The sequence below is a fragment of the Lysobacter sp. genome (assembly GCF_035655815.1).
Classification (GTDB): Bacteria; Pseudomonadota; Gammaproteobacteria; order Xanthomonadales; family Xanthomonadaceae; genus Lysobacter_J.
The window spans coordinates 17,836-38,701 of record NZ_DASRTS010000019.1 but is presented as its reverse complement, the minus strand read 5'-3'; the positions used below and the strand labels follow the sequence as shown (position 1 = coordinate 38,701).

Annotated in this window: 13 protein-coding genes; 7 read left to right on the top strand and 6 right to left on the bottom strand. The window is 68.6% G+C overall.

What is annotated here, in order from left to right; translation table 11 throughout:
* The 4 genes from VFE83_RS04775 to smc all read right to left on the bottom strand — a co-directional run.
* Positions 1-604, bottom strand: a 604-nt coding sequence (locus tag VFE83_RS04775; protein WP_324903740.1) for an endonuclease domain-containing protein, incomplete at its 3' end; no start/stop codon positions are given.
* Positions 605-683: 79 nt separating this feature from the next.
* On the bottom strand, positions 684-3,035 hold the full coding sequence (gene ligA / locus VFE83_RS04770) for an NAD-dependent DNA ligase LigA (RefSeq protein ID WP_324903739.1): 2,352 nt from the start codon (positions 3,033-3,035) through the stop codon (positions 684-686).
* Positions 3,036-3,832: 797 nt separating this feature from the next.
* Positions 3,833-4,573, bottom strand: coding sequence for a cell division protein ZipA (zipA, locus tag VFE83_RS04765; protein WP_324903738.1), 741 nt, complete (start codon positions 4,571-4,573; stop codon positions 3,833-3,835).
* A gap of 124 nt (positions 4,574-4,697) precedes the next feature.
* The gene (gene smc / locus VFE83_RS04760) at positions 4,698-8,216 is read right to left on the bottom strand and encodes a chromosome segregation protein SMC (RefSeq protein ID WP_324903737.1); all 3,519 of its coding nucleotides are present in this window, start codon (positions 8,214-8,216) and stop codon (positions 4,698-4,700) included.
* 256 nt (positions 8,217-8,472) lie between these two features.
* Between smc and VFE83_RS04755 the strand changes: the two genes are divergently transcribed.
* Positions 8,473-9,639: a mechanosensitive ion channel family protein gene (locus tag VFE83_RS04755; RefSeq protein WP_324903736.1), complete on the top strand. Its 1,167-nt coding sequence runs from the start codon at positions 8,473-8,475 to the stop codon at positions 9,637-9,639.
* A gap of 18 nt (positions 9,640-9,657) precedes the next feature.
* Here the strand turns inward: VFE83_RS04755 and VFE83_RS04750 are convergent, their stop codons facing one another.
* Complete coding sequence (locus VFE83_RS04750; protein WP_324903735.1) at positions 9,658-10,758, bottom strand: sn-glycerol-3-phosphate ABC transporter ATP-binding protein UgpC; 1,101 nt, start codon at positions 10,756-10,758, stop codon at positions 9,658-9,660.
* Between the two features lie 196 nt (positions 10,759-10,954).
* Between VFE83_RS04750 and VFE83_RS04745 the strand changes: the two genes are divergently transcribed.
* From VFE83_RS04745 to VFE83_RS04730, 4 genes are all read left to right on the top strand, one after another.
* Positions 10,955-12,346 (top strand): GH1 family beta-glucosidase, encoded by a 1,392-nt coding sequence (locus VFE83_RS04745; protein WP_324903734.1) that lies wholly within the window; start codon positions 10,955-10,957, stop codon positions 12,344-12,346.
* A gap of 366 nt (positions 12,347-12,712) precedes the next feature.
* On the top strand, positions 12,713-13,702 hold the full coding sequence (glk, locus tag VFE83_RS04740; protein ID WP_324903733.1) for a glucokinase: 990 nt from the start codon (positions 12,713-12,715) through the stop codon (positions 13,700-13,702).
* Between the two features lie 40 nt (positions 13,703-13,742).
* Positions 13,743-14,489: a 6-phosphogluconolactonase gene (pgl, locus tag VFE83_RS04735; protein ID WP_324903732.1), complete on the top strand. Its 747-nt coding sequence runs from the start codon at positions 13,743-13,745 to the stop codon at positions 14,487-14,489.
* A gap of 106 nt (positions 14,490-14,595) precedes the next feature.
* A complete protein-coding gene (locus VFE83_RS04730; RefSeq protein WP_324903731.1) occupies positions 14,596-15,177 on the top strand; it encodes a hypothetical protein in 582 nt (193 codons plus the stop codon).
* A 38-nt stretch (positions 15,178-15,215) separates the two neighbouring features.
* On the opposite strand, the gene VFE83_RS04725 is transcribed toward VFE83_RS04730, so the two are convergent.
* Positions 15,216-16,148, bottom strand: a complete 933-nt coding sequence (locus VFE83_RS04725; protein ID WP_324903730.1) for an AraC family transcriptional regulator — start codon at positions 16,146-16,148, stop codon at positions 15,216-15,218.
* Positions 16,149-16,484: 336 nt separating this feature from the next.
* On the opposite strand from VFE83_RS04725, the gene VFE83_RS04720 reads away from it, so the two are divergent.
* A complete protein-coding gene (locus VFE83_RS04720) occupies positions 16,485-19,721 on the top strand; it encodes an efflux RND transporter permease subunit (RefSeq protein WP_324903729.1) in 3,237 nt (1,078 codons plus the stop codon).
* A complete protein-coding gene (locus tag VFE83_RS04715; protein ID WP_324903728.1) occupies positions 19,718-20,851 on the top strand; it encodes an efflux RND transporter periplasmic adaptor subunit in 1,134 nt (377 codons plus the stop codon). The genes VFE83_RS04720 and VFE83_RS04715 overlap by 4 nt, the downstream gene beginning before the upstream one ends.
* Positions 20,852-20,866: the final 15 nt, after the last annotated feature.

Here is a 20,866-nt window from a genome sequence, read left to right as displayed (position 1 = left end):
TTTGGCTCTGGCTCTGGCTTTGGCTCTGGCTCTGGCTCTGGCTTTGGCTCTGGCTCTGGCTCTGGCTCTGGCTCTGGCTTTGGCTTTGGCTTTGGTTTTGGTTTTGGCTTTGGCTTTCGCCTTGGCGTTGGGCTTCGTCTCGGGACTGGCCGTGTCCTTGGCTTTGGCTCTGGGCTTGAACTTGCACTTCGCTCGGGGCTTGGCTTTGGTGTTGGCTTTGGCTCCCTCTCCCCCGCCTGCGGGGGAGAGGGTTGGGGTGAGGGGGAAGCCCTTGCTCCTGCTTTCTCTCCTGCAACACCCGCCAGATCTCCTCCACGACCTGAGTGGTACGCAGCAGCACGTCGTGATTCCAGAATCGCAACACGCGCCAGCCGGCGCGCTCCAGGTCACCCGTGCGTTGTGCATCTTCGTGGGTGAGCTCCGCGTGCTGGCCGCCGTCCAGTTCGATCGCCAGCAGGCATTCGACGCAGGCGAAATCCAGGATGTATCCACCGGCGCGGTGTTGCCGGCGGAACTTCACCTCAAGCTGGTGATTGCGCAGGCGATGCCAGAGCCTGGCTTCGGCATCGGTCTGCTCCTTGCGTAAACGCCGGGCGTGGTCCATAAGTCCCCTCACCCTGGCCCTCTCCCCCGCAAGCGGGAGAGAGGGAACCGGGTAGCCAGCCGGCAATGCGCGGCACGACTCATCTTTCGCGTTCCGACAGAAGCTCCAACAGCTTCGCCTCGTCCCAGATCTCGACGCCAAGTTCCTGCGCCTTGTCGAGCTTGGAACCTGCGGCTTCGCCGGCGACGACGAAGCTGGTCTTCTTCGACACGCTGCCGGCGACCTTCGCGCCCAGCGATTCCAGCCGCGCCTTGGCCTCGTCGCGGCTCATGCCGGAGAGAGTGCCGGTCAGCACGACCGTCTGGCCATCCAGAGGCCCGGCCGCGACGGCCTGTACGGCAGGCGTGGCCGCGTCGAGACGCGCCAGTGCCTGCGCCGACGCATCCAGCAGGCGCGCATTGGATTCGTCCTCCAGCCACTGGGCCAGCGATTGCGCGGTGTCGGACGGCAGGCCGGCGGAAACGAAGTTGTGCTGGGGCGCATCCACCAAGGCCTGCACGCTCGCAAAGGCACCCGCCAGCTGTTCGGCACGCACGCGCGTGATCTTCGGGATTTCCAGGTCGACCAGCAGCGTCGCGGCGTCCAGGCCGTCGCGCAGTTTCGGCGAGGGCGCATGCGCATCGGTGATGCTCACGCCGCGCGCGAGCAGGTCGTCGATGACCTGCTGGTTGCCGGCCTGGTCGAAGAAGTGGCCGATCGCACGCGCGACTTCGCCGCCCACGTCCGGCACGCGCTTGAACAGCGGCCACGGAAGGCGGCGGATGAGCTCCACGTCGCCGAACCACGTCGCCAGTGCTTTGGCCGTGCTCTCGCCCACGTGCTGGATACCCAGGGCATACAGGAAGCGCTCAAGCGTCGTGCGCCGGCTGCGGTCGATCGCTTCAATGAGGTTCTCGGCCCACTTGGTGGCGACCTTGCCGGCCTTGACGGTTTCCGGCGTCGTGCCTGCGCGTTCGTCGGCGCGACGCTTCATTTCGAGCAGGTCGTCGAGCGTGAGCCTGTAGAGGTCGGCCACGGACTGAAGGTAGCCCAGGTCCGAAAGGTCCTCGATGAACCGCTCGCCCAGGCCTTCGATGTCCATGGCGCGGCGCGAGGCGAAATGACGGATCGCCTCCTTGCGCTGCGCTGCACACGTCAGCTCGCCCGAGCAGCGCCACACGGCTTCGCCCTCTTCGCGCACGATCTGCGAACCGCACACCGGGCACTGCGTCGGCATCTGCCATTCCGGTGCGTGCGGATCGCGGTATTCGGGCATGACGCGCACGATTTCGGGAATCACGTCGCCCGCGCGGCGCACGATGACGGTGTCGCCGATGCGCACGTCCAGCCGCGCGATCTGGTCGGCGTTGTGCAGCGTGGCGTTGGTGACGGTGACGCCGGCCACCTGCACGGGCTTCAGGCGCGCGACGGGCGTCGCCGCGCCGGTGCGGCCGATCTGGATGTCGATGCCTTCCAGTACCGTGGACTGTTCCTGCGCCGGGAACTTGTGGGCGATGGCCCAACGCGGCGCGCGCGAGACGAAGCCCATCTCGCGCTGGCCTTCGTAGTCGTCGAGCTTGTAGACCACGCCGTCGATGTCGAAGGGCAACGCGTCGCGCTTGCCGCCGATCGTCTGGTAATAACCGAGCAGCCCGTCCGCACCGCTCACGACGTCGTTGAGCGGACTGACCGGGAAACCCCAGTCGCGCAGGCGCGCCAGCGTCTGCGAGTGCGTCGCCGGGAGCGGCGCGCCTTCGACCAGACCGACGCCGTACGCATAGAACGCCAGCGGCCGTTGTGCGGTGACGCGCGGATCAAGCTGGCGCAGCGAGCCGGCCGCGCCATTGCGGGGGTTCGCCAGCACCTTGCCGCCGTCCTTCACCGCGCGCTCGTTGTATTTTCTGAAGGCCTCCAGCGGCATGTAGACCTCGCCGCGCACCTCCAGCACCGCGGGCCAGTCCTTGCCGCGCAACTGCAGCGGGATCGCCTTGATGGTGCGCAGGTTGGCGGTGACGTCCTCGCCGGTGGCACCGTCGCCGCGCGTGGCGCCCTGCACGAAGCGGCCGCCTTCGTAGCGCAGGCTGATCGCCAGGCCATCGAGCTTGGGTTCCACCGAGAACTTCGGCGCGCGCCGGCCCAGCTTCTCCTCGATGCGCCGCTCGAAGTCGGCGACTTCGGCGTCGGTGAACGCGTTGCCCAGCGACAGCATGGGAACGGCATGGCGTACTTCGGCGAAGGTGCCGGTCGGCGCGATGCCGACGCGCTGCGTGGGCGAATCCGTGGTGACCAGTTCGGGATGCGCGGCCTCCAGCGATTCCAGTTCGCGCAGCAGGCCGTCGTACTCCGCGTCAGGAATCGACGGATCGTCGAGGACGTAATAGCGGTAGTTGGCATCGTCGATGCGGGTGCGCAGTTCGGCGATGCGGTCGGCGGGAGTCGAAGTCTTGGCCACGTGCAGTCCTTCAGCCGTCAACCGGCGGGAGCGCGGATAGTGTGCGTGGGCCCGTGTGAGGACGGAAGCCTTGAAAGGAATATGCGGTGTTGCCGGAGCTGCACGGCTATAGCCGCAGGGATACGTCCGTCATCCCGGCGAACGCCGGGATGCAGGCCGTCACGCGTCAGGCCGCCAAAGTTCCGATGCCGTCATTCCAGCGAGTTGGAATCCACTTTGATGTACCGGGCGCGCTGCCGGAAGCTGCGCCATCTTGCCCGGCGAGTGCGTCGTAGCGAAGCAGCCGTTTGACGCATCGCGATCCTCACCGTGATCGCTTGCGCCGACCCTCACCCCAACCCCTCCCGCCGGGAGAGGGGCTAAAAACGTCGTGCCCCGATGCGCCTTGACGGGACGATGTTCGAACAGAAGCGCTTCATGCACGTGTTCAACGTGACACATCGTCATCCCGGCGAACGCCGGGGTCCAGGCCGTGACGCCGTCGAAGTCCGATGCCGTCATTCCAGCGAGCTGGAATCCATGTTGATGTACCGGGCGCGCTGCCGGGGGAACTGCATCATCGGGATCCGCCGAGCGCGCTGTCGCGAGCAGCCGTTTGACGCATCGCGAGCTTCAGCGTGATCGCTCGGACCGGCCCTCACCCCAACCCCTCTCCCGCTGAGAGAGGGGCTCGAGCGCCTGGAGCCCTAACCGCTCCCGCAGGGAGAGCTAAAACGTTTCACCCCGAACGCATCAGCGAGGAACGACGTTCAAGCGGCAACGTCGTTGGAAGCGCCGCAGAACGAAGCGTCAAGCCACTACCAGCGCGCCGGCTTGGTCAGCGGGGGCGCTTCGCGCTGGCGGTCGTAGGCACGCAGTTCGTCGCGGATGTGGGCGATGCGCTGGCGGCCGAGTGCGTTGCGTTGCTCGTCCAGCACCACGCCGTCGAGCAGTTCGGCCATGCGCTGCGCGGTGGGCAGCATGGTTTCCCAGGCATCCAGCGCATTGACCGGTGCGGGCAGGGTCAGGAAGAACGCTATGGCCGGCGTCTCCATGGACTGGATGCCGGCCATGTCGAAACTGCCGGGCTTCATGATGTTGGCGACGCTGAACACCGGGCCGCGCTCGGGATGGTTCTCGACCAGGCGATGGAACACGCCCATGTGGCCGTAGACCAGGCCGGCCTTCTCGGCCGCCACGACGATGTCCGGACCGTGCAGCTTCTGTCCCGCGCGCGCGGCCAGGTACAGGGTGACGATCTTGTCGAACTCCTCGGTCTCACGACGGCCCAGCTCGCTGCTGGGGCTGCCTTCCATCGTGCGCTCGAACAGCTCCAGTTCGGCCTGCTGCGTGACGTCGCCTGCGCTGCGGCCCTGCGCCGCCTCGCGTTCGATCTGCTCGCCCAGCGTGGGCTCGTGACGGACCGGCTCGCCTGCCGGTTCGCGCGCCACGCGCTTGCCCTGCCCCGGCTTGCGCGGACGGCCGAAGAACACGATCGCGGCGATCAGGATCACGCCGGCGATCAGGATGCCGATCCGCAGCAGGGTCACGTCGGACATCGGGGGCTCCTTACGGGTTCATCAAGTACGGGAATGTAAAGCGGGATGGAGGAGAAGGGAACGAAACGCAACGCCGCATGCAGGCTGCCGTTGCCTTTCCCGCCTCCGCTCCCGCTTCCAGTCCTTACGCCACGCCGGCCAGGCGTGAGGCTTCGGCCAGGTCCACCGACACCAGTCGGCTGACGCCCGGCTCGCGCATGGTCACGCCCGAAAGCTGCTGCGCGGCTTCCATCGTCGCCTTGTTGTGCGTGACGAACAGGAACTGTACCTGCTCGCTCATCTCGCTGACCATCTGCGCGAGGCGGCCGACGTTGGCCTCGTCCAGCGGTGCGTCCACCTCGTCGAGCAGGCAGAACGGCGCGGGATTGAGGCGGAAGATCGCGAACACCAGCGCCACCGCGGTCATCGCCTTTTCGCCGCCGGACAGTAGCGAGATGTTCGAAACGCGCTTGCCGGGCGGGCGCGCCATGATCGACACGCCGGTGTCGAGCAGGTCCTCGCCGGTCAGTTCGAGATAGGCGTGGCCGCCGCCGAACAGGCGCGGATAGAGCTCCTGCACGCCGCTGTTGACGCGGTCGAAGGTGTCCTTGAAGCGGCCGCGCGTCTCGCGGTCGATCTTGCGGATCGCCTCTTCGAGCGTTTCCAGTGCGGTGGTCAGGTCGGTGTGCTGCGCGTCCAGGTATTCCTTGCGCTGCGCCGCCTCGGCGTGCTCCTGGATCGCCGCCAGGTTGACCGGCTCCAGGCGCCGCAGCTTGGTGTCGAGTTCGCCGACCGCTCGTTCCCAGACCTGCGGATCCATGTCGTCGGTGAGCGTGTTGACCACGTCCTCCAGCACGAAGCCCGCCTCGACCACCGCGGCGGCCAGCTGCTCGGCCTTGAGCACCAGCGCCTGCTGCTCGAGGCGGCGATGGCCGATGGCCTCGCGCTGCTGGATGGCCTGTTCGTCGCGCTGATGGCGCACCTGCTCGAAACGGCGCAGGTCGTTGTCGATGCCGTCCAGCGCCGTGCGTGCCGCGGTGAGCGCCTGCTCGGTGACCACGCGCTGCTCCAGCGCGACCTGGCGCTGTTCTTCCAGCGTGTGGACCGGCTCGTCGCCTTCAGCCAGTTGCGCGGACAGCTCGCCCAGGCGCGAGTCGATCTGGCCGCGCTGGCCGCCCATGCGCGACAGGGCCTGTTCCAGCGCCGCGATCTGCGTGCGCTGCGATTCCAGGGTCAGGGCCAGCGCATGCGCGGTGTCGCGCGATTCGCGGGCGGTGTTGCGCGCCTGGTCGCGTGCGTCGAACAGGTTGCGGCGCTCGTTCTCCAGCGACTGGCGCGTGTCTTCCAGTTCGGCCATGCGCATCACGGCCTCTTCCTGGCGCGCGCGCGCCTCGCTGGCCTGCTCGCGGGCGGCGTCGAGGTTCTGCGCCAGCTGCGCCAGTTCGGCATCGATCTTCTCGATGCGGGCGCGTGCGCTGTCCAGGCGGCCCTGCTGGCTCTGCAGCTGGCCGGCGAGCTCGGACACCGAGCGGTGCGCCATGTACAGCGTGCGCTGCGCGTCCTCGCGCTGCTGCTCGGCCGCCAGTGTGCGGTCGCGCAACTGCACCAGCAGCGACTCGAGCTCGCGCTCGCGCGCCTGCAGCGTTTCGATCTCGCCGCGCAGCGTCTGGATCTCGCGCTCACGCAGCAGCGCGCCCTGCTGGGCGGCACCGGAACGCAGCACGCGCACCCAGCCGGCGCCGATACGCTCGCCGGTGCGGGTGATGATGGATTCGCCCTCGCCCAGCGACGGCAAGAGCGCGCGCGCATCCACCAGGTTCTCGGCCGCATGCAGGCGGGCCAGGATGCGGCGGACCGCGATCGGGCCGCGCACCTTCGACGCCAGCGACGTCGGTGCGAACTCGACCGCGTCGTTACCGTGCTCGTTCGAAGCGGGATCAACCAGCGCCAGGCGACCGTCGCCCAGTTCGCCGATCGCATCGACCAGCGTTTCCGGCGCCTCGACCAGCACGCCTTCGATCATCTGGCCCAGCGCACTTTCGACGGCGTTTTCCCAGCCCGCATCGACCTGCAGCGCCTCGCCGACGCGCGTGGCCGAATCCAGCCCGCGCGCCTTCAGCCAGTTCAGGGCGGCGCCCTGCTCCTGGCCCAGTGCGGCGTGCTGCAGGGTTTCCAGCGACGACAGGCGGCCGCGCGCGGCCTGCGCCTGCTTGCGCACTTCGGCCAGCTCGGACTGGGCGGAGCGCTGCTGTTCCTGCAGTTCGCCCAGCGACGACTTGCGGTTCTCCAGTTCCTCGCTGAGGTTGTCGATGGAGAACTTCTGCGTCTCGTGCTGTTCCTGCAGCGCGGCGAAGGCTTCGCTCAGCGCGCCCAGGTCCAGTCCGGAACGCTCGTTGTTCAGTGCCTCGCGGCGGCGGTCCGCGTCCAGGACCTGGCGGTCCAGGTGCTCGATGCGGGTGCGCTCGACGTCGGCCGCACGCGATGCTTCGGCCTGCGCGCGGCTGTGCTGGTCCCAGCGCTGCTGCCAGTCGTTGATCGCCGATTCGGCCTCGCGCAACGCTTCCTGGCGGACCACGTCCTCCTCGCGCAGCTGCTCCAACCGCGGCAGCGATTCGTCGACGGCCGCGCGCAGCACGTCGAGCTTGGCCTGGTCGCTGCCGATGTGCTCGCCCAGTTCGGCCAGAGCGGCCATCGCCTCGTCGCGCGCCTTGCGCAGGCGCTGCGACATCTCGCGCTGGTGCTGGATCTGCTGCTCGATGCGGGCCAGCGTGCCGCTGACCTCGTAGCTGGCGGCCTGCGCCTTGTTGAGCGTCTCGGCCGCTTCCTCGCGGCGCACGCGGCCGACCTCGATCTCGCGTTCGGCCTCGCGCTGTTCGGCGATGAGCTGCTGCAGGCGCGTTTCCTGCTGGCCCAGCTTCTCGCGCTGCGCCTGCAGCTTCTGGTCCAGCGCGCGGTGCTCCAGCGCCTTCCATTCGGCGTCCTTGACCTTCCGCTCGGCCTGGATCGCCTGGTACTGCTCGGCCTGGCGCGCCTGGCGCTTGAGGTGCTCGAGCTGCTTGCCGACTTCCTCGCGCAGGTCGTTGAGGCGGTCCAGGTTCTCGCGGGTGTGGCGGATGCGCGTTTCGGTTTCCTTGCGGCGCTCCTTGTACTTGGAGATGCCGGCCGCCTCTTCCAGGTAGACCCGAAGTTCTTCCGGCCTCGCCTCGATGACCTGGCTGATCATGCCCTGCTCGATGATCGAGTAGCTGCGCGGGCCCAGGCCGGTGCCCAGGAACAGGTCGGTGATGTCGCGACGGCGGCACTTGGCGCCGTTGAGGTAGTACTGGCTGGTGCCGTCGCGGCTGACCGTGCGCTTGACGGAGATCTCGTTGAACGCCGCGTATTCGCCGGTGATGGTGTGGTCGGAGTTGTCGAAGATCAGCTCGACCATGGCCTGCGAGACGGGCTTGCGGGCCGAGGAACCGGCGAAGATCACGTCGGTCAGCGAATCGCCGCGCAGGCGGCTGGCCGAGGACTCGCCCATGACCCAGCGCACGGCGTCGATGATGTTGGACTTGCCGCAGCCGTTGGGACCGACGATGCCGGTCATGTTGGTCGGCAGGTGCAGCGTGGTCGGATCGACGAAGGATTTGAAACCGGAAAGCTTGATCGTGGACAGACGCATGCGGCGAGGTGGCCTCTGGCACGCCGCGTGGGCGGCCGTGGATTACCTAAAGGATCAGGTTGTTATCCCAACCACTTGATTCGACTGGGAGCTATGCCCGGCTGCGGGCGCGGATTCCCGCGAGTATAGCGGCTGCGAACGGGCCCGGTCCGGTGAATCGGGCCCGGGAAGCGCAGGCTTCGTCACCTGCGGCGCTGGGCCATGGGCGCCCAGCAGGTCGACATCGCATCGACGCCGACACTGCGACCCTGCCCCCATGGATCCAGGTTTCTGGCACCAGGCCGGCGCGATCGCGTGGCCCATCTCGATCGCACTGCTCATCGGCCTGGTCGTCCAGTGGTCGCTGCTGACCCTGTCGCGCCGTGCCGATGCGCATGCCGCCACCCGCATGCGCGCTCGCATCGTCAAGGTCATCGCGACGCCGGCCGCGGTCGCCCTGCCCCTGTTCTTCCTGAGCATCGCCGTGCGCACGGCGCCGCTGCCGGAGCTGTGGACGGTGCGCATCCAGCACGCGCTGGGCATGGGCGGCCTGCTGTGCCTGACCTGGCTGGCGGTGCGGGTGGTCGGCTCGGTGGAGCAGCGCATCCTGCGCGAACACCCGGTCGACGTGGCCGACAACCTGGTCGCGCGCCGCGTGCAGACGCAGACCCGGGTACTCAGCCGGATCACGCAGGGCGCGATCATCCTGGCGGGCGTGTCGATCGCGCTGATGACCTTCCCGGCGATCCGCCAGATCGGCACGACCCTGCTCGCCTCGGCGGGCATCATCGGCCTGGTCGCGGGCATCGCGGCCAAGCCGGTGTTCGGCAACCTCATCGCCGGGCTGCAGATCGCGCTGACCCAGCCGATCCGCCTGGACGATGTGGTCATCGTGCAGGGCGAATGGGGCCGCATCGAGGAGATCGACAGCACCTACGTGGTGGTGCGCATCTGGGACGAGCGCCGGCTGGTCGTGCCGCTGCAGTGGTTCATCGAGAACCCGTTCGAGAACTGGACGCGCACTACGTCGCAGCTGCTGGGCACGGCCTTCCTGTGGCTGGACTACCGCACGCCGATGGCCGAGGTGCGCGAGGCGCTGCAGCGCATCTGCGAAAGCGACGAACGCTGGGACGGCCGCGTGTGCGTGGCCCAGGTCACTGACGCGGACCAGTCCACCCTGCAGGTGCGCCTGCTGGTGAGTTCGCGCAACTCGGGCGACCTGTTCGACCTGCGCTGCGCCGTGCGCGAACGGATGATCGAGTTCCTCAACGCGCACCATCCGTATGCACTGCCGCGGCTGCGGGTGGCGCCGGCGCGCGTTCTGCCCGAGGAGGGGCGCACGGCGTATGCCGGCGACCAGCGCGCGTCGCCGCCAACCTCGCCCGGCGCGGAGGACGTCAACGAGGCGGATCCGACCCGCCCCGGCGTCGCCCCACCGGCGTGACGTTGCCGCGGCCGCGGATCACCCGTGCAGGTTGCGCCCGCTTTCCGGGTCGAAGTAATGCAGATGGTCCGGATCGTGGCGCAGGTGCACTGTCGCGCCGGGATGCGGCAGATCGCGCGGCGGCACGCGCACGACGATCTCGTGCCCGCCGCAGTCCAGGTTGAGGAAGGCCTCGCTGCCGACCGGTTCGACGGTTTCAACGCGCGCGGACAATCGGCCCGGCGCTGCGTCGGCCAGGTGCAGATCCTCGGGGCGCAGGCCCACCGTGAGACGGCGTCCGGCGAATTCGCGCACGCGCGGAACGGACTCCGCGTCCGGATGCAATGACAGATGCACGCCATCGGCCAGCGACAGGTCCAGGCCGCCGTCGCGCTCGCCGATCTCGCCCTGCAGCAGGTTCATGCGCGGGCTGCCCAGGAAGGTCGCGACGAAGAGGTTCGCCGGGCGGCTGTACAGCGCCATCGGCGTGTCGATCTGCTGGATGCGGCCCTTGTCGAGCACGACGATCCGCTGTCCCAGCGTCATCGCCTCGACCTGGTCGTGGGTGACGTAGACCATGGTCGCGCCCAGCTGGCGATGCAGGCGCGCGATCTGCACGCGGGTGGACGCGCGCAGCTTGGCGTCCAGGTTCGACAGCGGCTCGTCGAGCAGGAACACCTGCGGCTTGCGCACCAGCGCGCGTCCCAGCGCCACGCGCTGGCGTTGCCCGCCCGACAGCGCGGCCGGCTTGCGGTCCAGCAGGGATTCCAGCTCCAGCGTCGCGGCGGCCTCGCGCACCTGGCGGTCGATCTCCTCCTTCTTCAGTCCGCGCAATTTCAGGCCGAAGCCGAGGTTCTCCGCGACCGTCATGTGCGGATACAACGCGTAACTCTGGAACACCATCGCGATGTCGCGATCCTTCGGCGCGACGTCGTTGACCCGGCGCTCGCCGATGTGCAGGTCGCCACTGGTGATGGCTTCCAGCCCCGCGATCATGCGCAACAGCGTCGACTTGCCGCAGCCGGACGGGCCCACCAGCACCAGCAGTTCGCCGTCGGCGATCTCGAAGCTGGCGCCGTCCACGCCGACATAGCCGTTGGGATACACCTTGCGCAGACGGTCCAGCGTGACTTTCGCCATGAATTCTCCGGATGACCCCTTGGCAGCGGCGCCGACGAGGTGATGCACTGCCGCCGCGACGGCCGGCGGCTCGTTATCGCCGCTGGATTGTCGGCGATGCAAATGTCGCCGTCGTCGGCTATCCTGCCATGTAACCGTTTTCATGCCTATCCACCCCGGCGCCCAAAGCGCACGAGCATCCGAGGCCGAGTCACCGATGAGCCAAGCACCTGGTTCCGACCAGTACGTATTCCCCGAAGGCTTCCTGTGGGGCGCCGCCACCGCCGCACACCAGATCGAGGGCTCGCCGCTGGCCGACGGTGCCGGTCCCAGCATCTGGACGCGCTTCGCGCACACGCCGGGGATGATGCTCAACGGCGACACGGGCGACGTGGCCTGCGACCACTACAACCGCTGGAAGAGCGATGTGAAGCTGATGAGCGAGCTGGGCCTGAAGGCCTATCGCTTCAGCGTGTCGTGGTCGCGCATCCTGCCGGAGGGCACGGGCCGGGTGAACCGCAAGGGCCTGGACTTCTACTCGCGCCTGGTGGACGAACTGCTCAACCACGGCATCGAGCCGCTGCTGACGCTGTACCACTGGGACCTGCCCGCGGCACTGGACGACCGCGGCGGCTGGCTCAACCGCGACATCGCCGATTGGTTCGCCGAGTACGCCGGCGTGATGTACCGCGAACTCGACGGCCGGGTGAAGAAGTGGGTCACCCTCAACGAGCCGTGGGTGGTCACCGACGGCGGCTACCTGCACGGCGCGCTCGCGCCGGGCCATCGCAGCAAGTACGAAGCGCCCATCGCTTCGCACAACCTCATGCGTGCACATGGCGCCGCGGTGAAGGCGTACCGCGAGCTGGGCAAGCACCAGATGGGGCTGGTCGTGAACATCGAGCCGAAGTACCCGGCCACCGATTCGAGCGAAGACGCCGCTGCGGTGCGTCGCGCCCATGCCTACATGAACGAGCAGTACCTGCATCCGGCGCTGCTCGGCCATTACCCGCCGGAACTGAAGGAGATCTTCGGCGACGCGTGGCCGGAATGGCAGGCGGAGGATTACGAGCTGATCAAGCAGAAGCTCGACTTCGTCGGCATCAACTACTACACGCGCAGCGTCACCAAGGCGGCCGAGAGCTATCCGCTCAACACCGGCGTGGTGAAGCAGCCGCTGGGCACCTACACCGAGACCGGCTGGGAAGTGTTCCCGCAGGGCCTGACCGACCTGCTGGTGTGGTTCAAGCAGACCTACGGCGACCTGCCCGTCTACATCACCGAAAACGGCGCGGCGTTCTTCGATCCGCCAGCGGCGATGGTCGACGACGACGGCAACCGCCGCATCAAGGACCCGCTGCGTACCGACTACCTGCGCAAGCACCTGCGCGCCATCCACGACGCCATCGAAGCCGGCGTGGACGTGCGCGGCTACATGCTGTGGTCGCTGCTGGACAACCTGGAATGGTCGCTGGGCTATTCCAAGCGCTTCGGCATGGTCCACGTGAACTACGCGACGCAGGAACGCACGCCCAAGGACAGCGCGCGCTGGTATTCGAAGGTGATCGGCAGCAACGGTCGCTCGCTGGCCGATCCGCTGCCGTACTGAGGTTTCGCGGACGGGATCCGTTGCCCTCTCTCCCTCCCTGGCAACGGATCCCTCCGTTCTGTTTTGGCCCGGTAGCTCGGAACCTGACCCGCTCTCCCATCGGGAGAGCGGGTTGGGGTGAGGGGCAACGGAGGCACAACGAAGAACAGCCAGTGCGGTGATGCACTTCGCGTTCGTGCGTTGGCGCTCCGTTGCCCCTCATCCGCCCTTCGGGCACCTTCTCGCGAAGGGAGAAGGATCAACCACAGCCGCTGATTTCGTATTCAGCCCACGCCACCCCGCCCGCGCGGACCCGCACCGCAGACACGCGCGCCCCGGTCCATTACGCTGCGGCCTCATCTGCGCAACGCATGCCGTGGTGAGCCCTTGAGCGAGACCTCCCAGCCCGACACCCACGCCCTGCTCGCCGATATCGGCGGCACCAACGCGCGTTTCGCGCTCGCGCGGCACGATGCGGCCGAGCCGCTGCTGATGGAAAGCGTGCGCGAGTTCCCGGTGGCCGACTTCCCCTCGCTCGCCGATGCCGCGCGCCATTACCTCGATACCACCGGCGCGCTCGCCACCACGGGCGTGTTTGCCGTCGCCGGGCGCGTGGACGGCGACGAGGCACGCATCACCAACCATCCGTGGGTGATCTCGGCCGCGCGCACCGGCGACGCGCTGGGCCTGCAGTCGTTGCGGTTGGTCAACGATTTCGCTGCTCAGGCTATGGGCGCGTCGCTGCTGCGTCCACAGGACGTGGTGCCGATCGGTGGCGTGGGCTGGAGCGGGCACGACACGCTCGACCGGACCTTCGCCGTGATCGGCGCGGGCACCGGGCTGGGCGTGGGCGGCCTGCTGCGTCGCGAGGGCCGTTACTACCCGTTGCAGACCGAGGGCGGCCACGTCAGCTTCGCGCCGAACTCGCCGGAAGAGATCGAGATCCTGCAGCAGCTGTCGGGCGAGTTCGGACGCGTGTCCAACGAACGACTGGTCAGCGGCATGGGCCTGGTCAACCTGCATCGCGCGCTCAGCACGATTGCCGGCGAGGATCCCGGTCCGCTCAAGCCGGCCGACATCACGGCCCGCGCCAAGGACGGCGACGCGCGCGCGCTGCGCACCATCGACATCTTCTGCGCGGTGTTCGGCGCCGCCGCGGGCGATCTGGTGCTGACGCTGGGGGCGTGGGACGGCGTGTTCCTGACCGGCGGACTGGTGCCCAGGCTGCTTTCGTCGATCGCGCATTCGGCATTCCGCCAGCGCTTCGAGTTCAAGGGCCGCTTCGGGCCCGTGATGGCGCGCATCCCCACCCTGGCAGTGGTGCATCCGCAGCCCGGCCTGCTTGGTGCGGCGGCGCTGGCGCAACAGCCTGCCTGAACTGACGGCATCTTGCGGCGGCCTGTGCGAGGATCGCCGCATGGTCGAAGGCCACTCGCCCGCTTCCGCAGCCGAGTCGGCGACCGCGCGGCACGTCCTGCACGTTCACGCCAATCATGAGGTGTGGACCTGGGCGAGCGCCGTGGCGATCGCCGCGGACCTTCGTCGCGCGCTCGCACTGCAGGCGCGCGCGCGCCTGCTGCTCTCCGGTGGCGCCACGCCGGGTCCGGTCTATCGCGCGCTTTCACAGGCACCGCTGGAATGGGACCGCGTGGACGTGGGCCTGGTGGACGAGCGCTGGCTGCTGCCGGACAACCCGGACAGCAACGCGTGGCTGGTGCACCACGAACTGTTGCGCGATCACGCGGCGGCCGCACACTTCGAACCGATGACGCAGGCAGGCCGCCACATCGAAGGCGCAGTCGCCACCGCCAACGCGCACGCGCGCCGTGAGGCCAGCGTCGCCGTGCTGGGCATGGGCGAGGACGGGCATGTCGCGTCGCTGTTCCCGGGCATGAAGGATCAGGAGCGCGTGTTCGCGAGCCAGCGCGATTACGTCGTCATCGACGCGCGCGGTTGTCCCGGTGCGCGGCAGTGGCACCAGCGCATCAGCCTCACGCCTCACGGACTGGCGCGGATCCCGCACCGCCTGTTGCTGTTGCACGGAGAACGCAAGCGCGGCGTCTTCGAACAGGCATTGGCTTCGGGCGACCCGCATCGCTGGCCGATCCTCACCGCGCTGGACAGCGACAGCGGCGAGCCGCTGCACGTGCACTGGTGCGAATGACGCGCACGCTTCGCTGAAGCCGCACACACGCGGTTCACTCCGACTCCACCGCCGGTTCACCACGCCACGGGTATGCAGGGGACAACCCCGCTGCATGGAGTCCGCCGTGAACATCACACGCGCTGCCCACCGCACGCTGCTGCTGTGCGCGATCGTTACGTCCCTGGCCGCCTGTGGCGATGGTTCCGGCGGGCGCGTGTCCGGCGCGACCGACATGCCGGGCAACCGGGAGGAACGCGAACCGACCACGCCTGCACCCGCCGCCAGCACACCTGCGGCCACGCCCGCCACGCAGAACCAGGCCGCCGCGGCGTTGATGCTGGCGCAAGGCGGTCCCAGGCCGCATGTGGCCAATAGCGCCGGCACCGCGTTGTATGCGCTGGAAGGCGACGTCAACGGCAATCGCTGCGGTGCAGGCTGCGTCGAGGTATGGCCGCCGTTCCTGAGCACCGATGCGCAGCCGACCGCCGGCCAGGGCCTGCAGGCGGACCTGATCGGTACCGTTGGTCGCGCCGACGGCACCACGCAGGTCACCTACAACAAGAAGCCGCTGTATCGCTATGCGGCCGACCCGGGCGCCGGCCGCACCGGCGGCCACGGCGTCCGCGACCAGTGGGGTCACTGGAGCCTGCTCGATGCGCAGGGCCAGCCTATCCCGGATGCGCCCGCTGCCAAGTCGAACTACTGACCGGCGATAGGCGTCGCCCGCAAAGCGGGCTTACGCGCCTACATCACCGGCGCCGCGCGCGAGCGGCCGACTTCCGAACGCGGCGGTGCGCCGAACAGGCGCTTGTATTCGCGGCTGAACTGCGACGGGCTTTCGTAGCCGACGTGACGCGCGGCGGACATCGCTTCCATGCCGCCGGCCATCATCAGGCGGCGCGCCTCGTGCAGGCGCAGCTGCTTCTGGAACTGCAGCGGCGACATCGTGGTGACCGCTTTGAACTGATGGTGGAACGAGGAGGTGCTCATGTGCACCGCCCTGGCAAGTTCGTCGATGCTCAGCGGCTCCAGGTAGTTCTGTCGCAGCATCGACACCGCGCGCGCGATGCGGCTGCCGCGGCTGTCGGTCATCGCCAGCGCGCGCAGGCGCTGTCCCAGCTCGCCGGTGAGCACGCGATAGAGGATCTCGCGACGTGCCATCGGCGCGAGCACGGCCAGGTCGTCCGGCGTGTCGAGCAGGCGCATGAGGCGCAGCACCGCGTCCATCAGCGGGGCATTGACGCGTGCCGCGTACAGGCCCGTGTCGACTCCGGCCGACGATTGCGCCTGGCCGGCGTCGACCAGCAGGTCGGCCACCTCGTCCGGATCGATGTCCAGGCGGAAGCACAGGTACGGCTTGTCGGGCGTCGCCTCGATCACCTGTCCGAACACCGGCAGCGTCACCGACACCACGAGGTAATGCAGCGGGTTGTAGTGATAGGTCTCGCCGGCCAGCGTGGCGACCTTGCTGCCCTGCGCGACGATGCACAGCCGCGGCTCGTACACCGTCGGCGTGCAGGCCGTCGGGGTGCTGATGCGCACCAGGCTCAACGGTGCGTACGCCGTGGGGTGGATGCCGTCGTCCCGTGTCGATCGGGCAATCCGGTCGGCCAGTTCGGCGAGCGCGGCGCAGCCCTCGTGGTGGACGGGCGTGGACAGGGAAGCGGCGAGATTCATGGGCTTGCGGACTGGCTGGAGGCCTTGCGGATTATGGCGTCTAGGCCATTGGTCATGTTGCCGATCCGGCCGAATTGCAGGATCAGGCAATTATCAAGCAGCAATGGACTATCGCCGCGGGGCGCCGGAGACCTAACGTAATCGCATCCGCCGCGGACGAACCCCCACGCGTCGGAACGCGGTGCAGCGCAGCCCATCAGACGGCCTCGCTGGCCCGGTCGCACGGAAGCACCACCGCCCCACGCCGTCCGCGAAACCGTCGTGTCACGACGGTGTCGTCGCATGGTGGAGGACGGCCATGCCGCGCCCCCTCATTCCCCCGCCGGACGCACACCGATGTGGATTGTCCAGTACGCCCTGAGCCGCCGATACACCATCGGCGTGCTCGCGATCCTGATCCTGCTGTTCGGCACGCTGGCCGCGCGGCGCATGCCGACGGACATCCTGCCCGAGGTCGGTATTCCGTCAGTCAACCTGGTGTGGACCTACAACGGCCTGCCCGCCGCGGACATGGCGGCCAAGCTGACCTCGTTCTCCGAGGTCGCGATCATGAACACCGTCGACGACCTCAAGGAAGTGCGGTCGGAGACGATCAACGGCGCCAGCATCGTGCGCATCGACTTCCAGCCCACGGTGAGCATCGACCGTGCGCTGGGCCAGATCACCTCGGTCTCGCAGACCATCCTGCGACGCATGCCGCCGGGCACTTCACCGCCGCTGGTGATCCGCAACAACGTGTCCTCGACGCCGGTGCTGATGCTGGTGCTGTCGTCGGATTCCATGACCGAGGCGCAGCTGTACGATTACGCGCGCCTGCAGTTGCGCTCGCAGATCCAGACCATCCCCGGCATCCGCATGTCGCTGCCCTACGGCGGCGCGGCGCGGCAGATCATGGTGGACCTGGATCCCGCCGCACTGCAAACCTACGGCCTCACGCCGGCGGACGTCACCACCGCACTGGAACGCGGCAGCCCCACCCTGCCCTCCGGTTCGATCCGCGAGAACGCGCGCGAGATGCAGATCTCGCTGGACACCAGTCCGGCGACCGCGGCGGAGTTCCTGGACATTCCGGTGGCCTCGCGCAACGGCACGCTGGTGTACGTGCGCGACGTCGCCTCCGTGCGCGACGGTGGCGCGTTGCAGACCAACGTCGCCCGCATGGACGGCTCCAGCGCGGTGGCGGTCGCCCTCATCAAGCTCGGCAACGCGTCCGCGGTGGAACTGGTGCGCTCGGTGCGCGAACGCCTGCCGGAGATCGAGGCCTCGGCGCCGCCGGGTACGCGCATCCAGCCGATCTTCGACCAGTCGGTGTTCGTCGACAACGCGATCGGTTCGATCCGCCACGAGGCCATCCTGGTCGGCCTGCTGGTCGCACTGGTGGTGCTGGTGTTCATCGGCTCGTGGCGATCCAGCCTGATCGTGCTGTCCGCCATTCCGCTGGCACTGTTGGCCTCCGTCGCGATGCTCAGCCTGCTGGGCTACACGTTCAACGTGATGACGCTGGGCGGCCTGGCGCTGGCCATCGGCATCCTGGTCGACAACGCGGTTGTGGACGTTGAGAACACCAACCGCAACATCGCAATGGGCAAGGATGTGCGCACGGCGATCATCGACAGCGCGCGGGAAGTGGTCTTCCCCGAGATGGTCTCGACCATCGCCATCTGCATCGTGCTCACGCCCATCCTGCTGATGACGGGACTGTCGGCATGGGTGTTCACTCCGCTGGCGCTGGCCGTGATCTTCGCGATGCTGGCTTCGTTCCTGCTGTCACGAACCCTCATCCCGGTGCTGTGCTACCTGCTGCTGCCGGCCGACATCCGCAGCCGCGAGAACCCGCGCTGGAAGGCCGAGAAGCTGCTGCTCAAGGTCAGCCACACGGTCGAACATCGCCTCGATTCGCTGCGCGAAAGGCATCACGCGCTGCTGGTGAAGCTGGGCCACCACGGCGGCGTGCTGGCGATCAGCGCGTTGCTGGTGGTCGCGCTGGGCGGCGTCTCGGCGGCCATGCTGGGGCGCGAGTACTTCCCGCAGGTGGACGCGGGGCAGCTGCGCTTTCAGGTGCGTTTCCCGTCGGGCACGCGCCTGGAGGAAACCGCCGCGCGCGTCACCGAGATCCAGCGCGAGATCCGTCGCATCATTCCCGCCGGCGAATTGCAGACCGTCTACGAGCAGATCGGCGTACCCGATCCGGTCAACCTGTCGCTGGTGGACAGCGCGGTGGTCGGCTCGTTCGAAGCCGAAGTGATGCTGCAGCTTAAGACGCCGCATGGCCCCAGCCACGAGTACCTCTCGCAGATCCGCCATCGCATCGCGGAGAAGTTCCCCGACGTGAAGGTGTTTGAGCGTCCGCCCGATGCGACCAGCCGCACGCTGGCCGGCTCGGCCGCGGCCGCCTTCGAGGTGCGCCTGATCGGACGCGACGTCCCGGGCAATCTGGCGCTGGCGCGGGAAATCGAGACGCGCCTGGGCCAGGTGCCCGGGGCGGTCGACGTCGCGCTGCGCCAGGTACTGGACCTGCCCGAGTACCAGGTGCACATCGACCGCACGCGCGCCGCACAGCTCGGCCTGGATGCACAGCAGGCCAGCCGCGCGGTACTGGCCGTGCTGGGATCGGCCGGCACGGTGTCGCCGGTGTACTGGACCGACACCGTCAACGCGCTGGCCTACACCGTGCAGGTGCAGGCGCCGCCGCCGAACATGACCAGCATCGATGCGCTGCTCAATGCCCCGCTGCGCATCGGCAACGATGGCCAGGCCGTCCTGCTGCGCAACATCGCCACCGTCACGCCACGCAATGTGCCGGCCAGCCTGGCGCGCACCACGCTCGCGCCGACCATCAGCGTGCTGGCCAACGTCGAAGGCACCGACCTGGGCTCGGTGTACGACGAGCTCACCGGCATCACGCGTTCGCTCGAAAGCCGCCTGAAGCCCGGCAACCGCATCGAGATCGTCGGCCAGGCCGGCGAGATGCAGAGCGCCTACGGCGAACTGGCCGGTGGTCTGCTGATGTCGGCGGCGCTGGTGTTCCTCGTGCTGGTGGTGAACTTCCAGTCGTGGATCCAGCCGCTGGTGGCGATGTCCGGCCTGCCCATCGCGATCGCCGGCGCGGCCATCGGCCTGTTCGTCACCGGCACGCCGCTGAGCGTGCCAGCGCTGATGGGCGTGATGATGGTGATCGGCGTATCCACGGCCAACAGCGTGCTGGTCACCAGTTTCGCGCGCGGGTTGGTCGCGCAGGGCCACGACCCGGAGCTGGCGGCCTACGAGTCGGCCGCCGTGCGACTGCGGCCCGTGCTGATGACGGCCAGCGCGATGGTGCTGGGCATCATCCCGATGGCGCTGGGCCTGGGCGAAGGCGGCGAACAGAACGCGCCGTTGGGACGCGCGGTGATCGGCGGCCTGCTGTTCGGTACGCCGGCGACGCTGCTCCTGGTGCCGTCGATCCTGGCTGTGCTCGGCCGCCGCATGCCGGCCGCCGCGCGCCACGCCGCACTGCCCGACGAATCCACTTCCGATCCGCATTCCGACCCCGATGCCGGCACTGCAGGTGCACCGGCTGGAGCCACGCCATGACCCCATCCCTCCCCCGTTTCGTCCGCATCGGCGCACACGCGGCGCTGGCCGCGTCCATCGCCCTCGCGCTCGCCGCGTGCAGCCGCAGCGCCGCGGAAACCACGCCAGCGCAGGCGATTCCCGAAGTGCTCACCGTGCAGGCCAAGGCAGCCGATCCCGCGTTCGAACTGCGCTTGCCGGCGCGTGCGATGGCAGGCGAATCCGCGCAGCTCTATCCCCGCGCGACCGGCTTCGTTAGCGAACGCCGCGCGGACCTGGGCGACAAGGTGCAGGCCGGCCAGGTGCTGGCGGTGATCTCCGCACCGGAGGCCGACCAGGCCGTGCGCGAGGCGCAGGCCGTGCTCGCACAGGCGAAAGCCGACCAGGAACTGGCCAAGGTGAACTACGACCGTGCGCAGGTGCTGATCGGCTCCGGTGCGATCTCCAAGGAGCTCTACAGCGACCGCAAGGCGAACTACGACGTCGCCGTCGCCGCACGCGGCGCCGCCGAGGCGCGCCTGGCCGCCGCACGCGAGCGCCAGGGCTTCCAGACGGTGCGCGCGCCGTTCGACGGCGTAGTGGTGGCGCGCAATGTCGAACGCGGCGACCGCGTGGTCGGCGATGCCGCCAGCGCGCAGCCGATGTTCGAGATCAACGCGCTCGACCCGCTGCGGGTGGTGGTGGACGTGCCGCAGCACGTCGCACTGCAGGTGCGCTCGGGCGTGGAAGGCGAAGTGTCCTTCCCCGAACTGCCGGGCCAGGTGTTCAAGGCGCAGGTGGTGCGCAGTGCGCAGGCCATCTCGCGCGATGCCGGCGTGATGCGTACCGAATTGCGTCTGCCCAATCCCGACAGCCGCATTCCCGCGGGCATGGTCGGCACGGTCAGCCTGCGCCTGCCGCGCGCCGCGCCGGCCGTGGTGCTGCCGGTGTCCAGCGTGATCCAGCGTGCCGGCGGCGCGCAGGTCGCCGCGCTCAAGGGCGATCGGCTGGATTTCCGCGACGTCACGCTGGGCCGCAATCTCGGCAACGAGATCGAAATCCTCGGCGGCCTCAACGCCAACGACACCGTCGTGCTGGCGCCCAATGCGCTGCTTTCGCCGGGCAGCACGGTCAAGGCGCGGGCGCTGGCGGCCGCACAGAAGAAGCAGTAGCGCGTCGCTTCAGTC

What these genes read in the sequence shown, in the direction of transcription:
- smc (WP_324903737.1), bottom strand. Translation starts at nt 8,216, where the DNA reads ATGCGTCTGTCCACGATCAAGCTTTCCGGTTTCAAATCCTTCGTCGAT.
- pgl (WP_324903732.1), top strand. Translation starts at nt 13,743, where the DNA reads ATGGTCGAAGGCCACTCGCCCGCTTCCGCAGCCGAGTCGGCGACCGCG.
- VFE83_RS04745 (WP_324903734.1), top strand. Translation starts at nt 10,955, where the DNA reads ATGAGCCAAGCACCTGGTTCCGACCAGTACGTATTCCCCGAAGGCTTC.
- VFE83_RS04750 (WP_324903735.1), bottom strand. Translation starts at nt 10,758, where the DNA reads ATGGCGAAAGTCACGCTGGACCGTCTGCGCAAGGTGTATCCCAACGGC.
- VFE83_RS04720 (WP_324903729.1), top strand. Translation starts at nt 16,485, where the DNA reads ATGTGGATTGTCCAGTACGCCCTGAGCCGCCGATACACCATCGGCGTG.
- zipA (WP_324903738.1), bottom strand. Translation starts at nt 4,573, where the DNA reads ATGTCCGACGTGACCCTGCTGCGGATCGGCATCCTGATCGCCGGCGTG.
- VFE83_RS04755 (WP_324903736.1), top strand. Translation starts at nt 8,473, where the DNA reads ATGGATCCAGGTTTCTGGCACCAGGCCGGCGCGATCGCGTGGCCCATC.
- VFE83_RS04715 (WP_324903728.1), top strand. Translation starts at nt 19,718, where the DNA reads ATGACCCCATCCCTCCCCCGTTTCGTCCGCATCGGCGCACACGCGGCG.
- VFE83_RS04725 (WP_324903730.1), bottom strand. Translation starts at nt 16,148, where the DNA reads ATGAATCTCGCCGCTTCCCTGTCCACGCCCGTCCACCACGAGGGCTGC.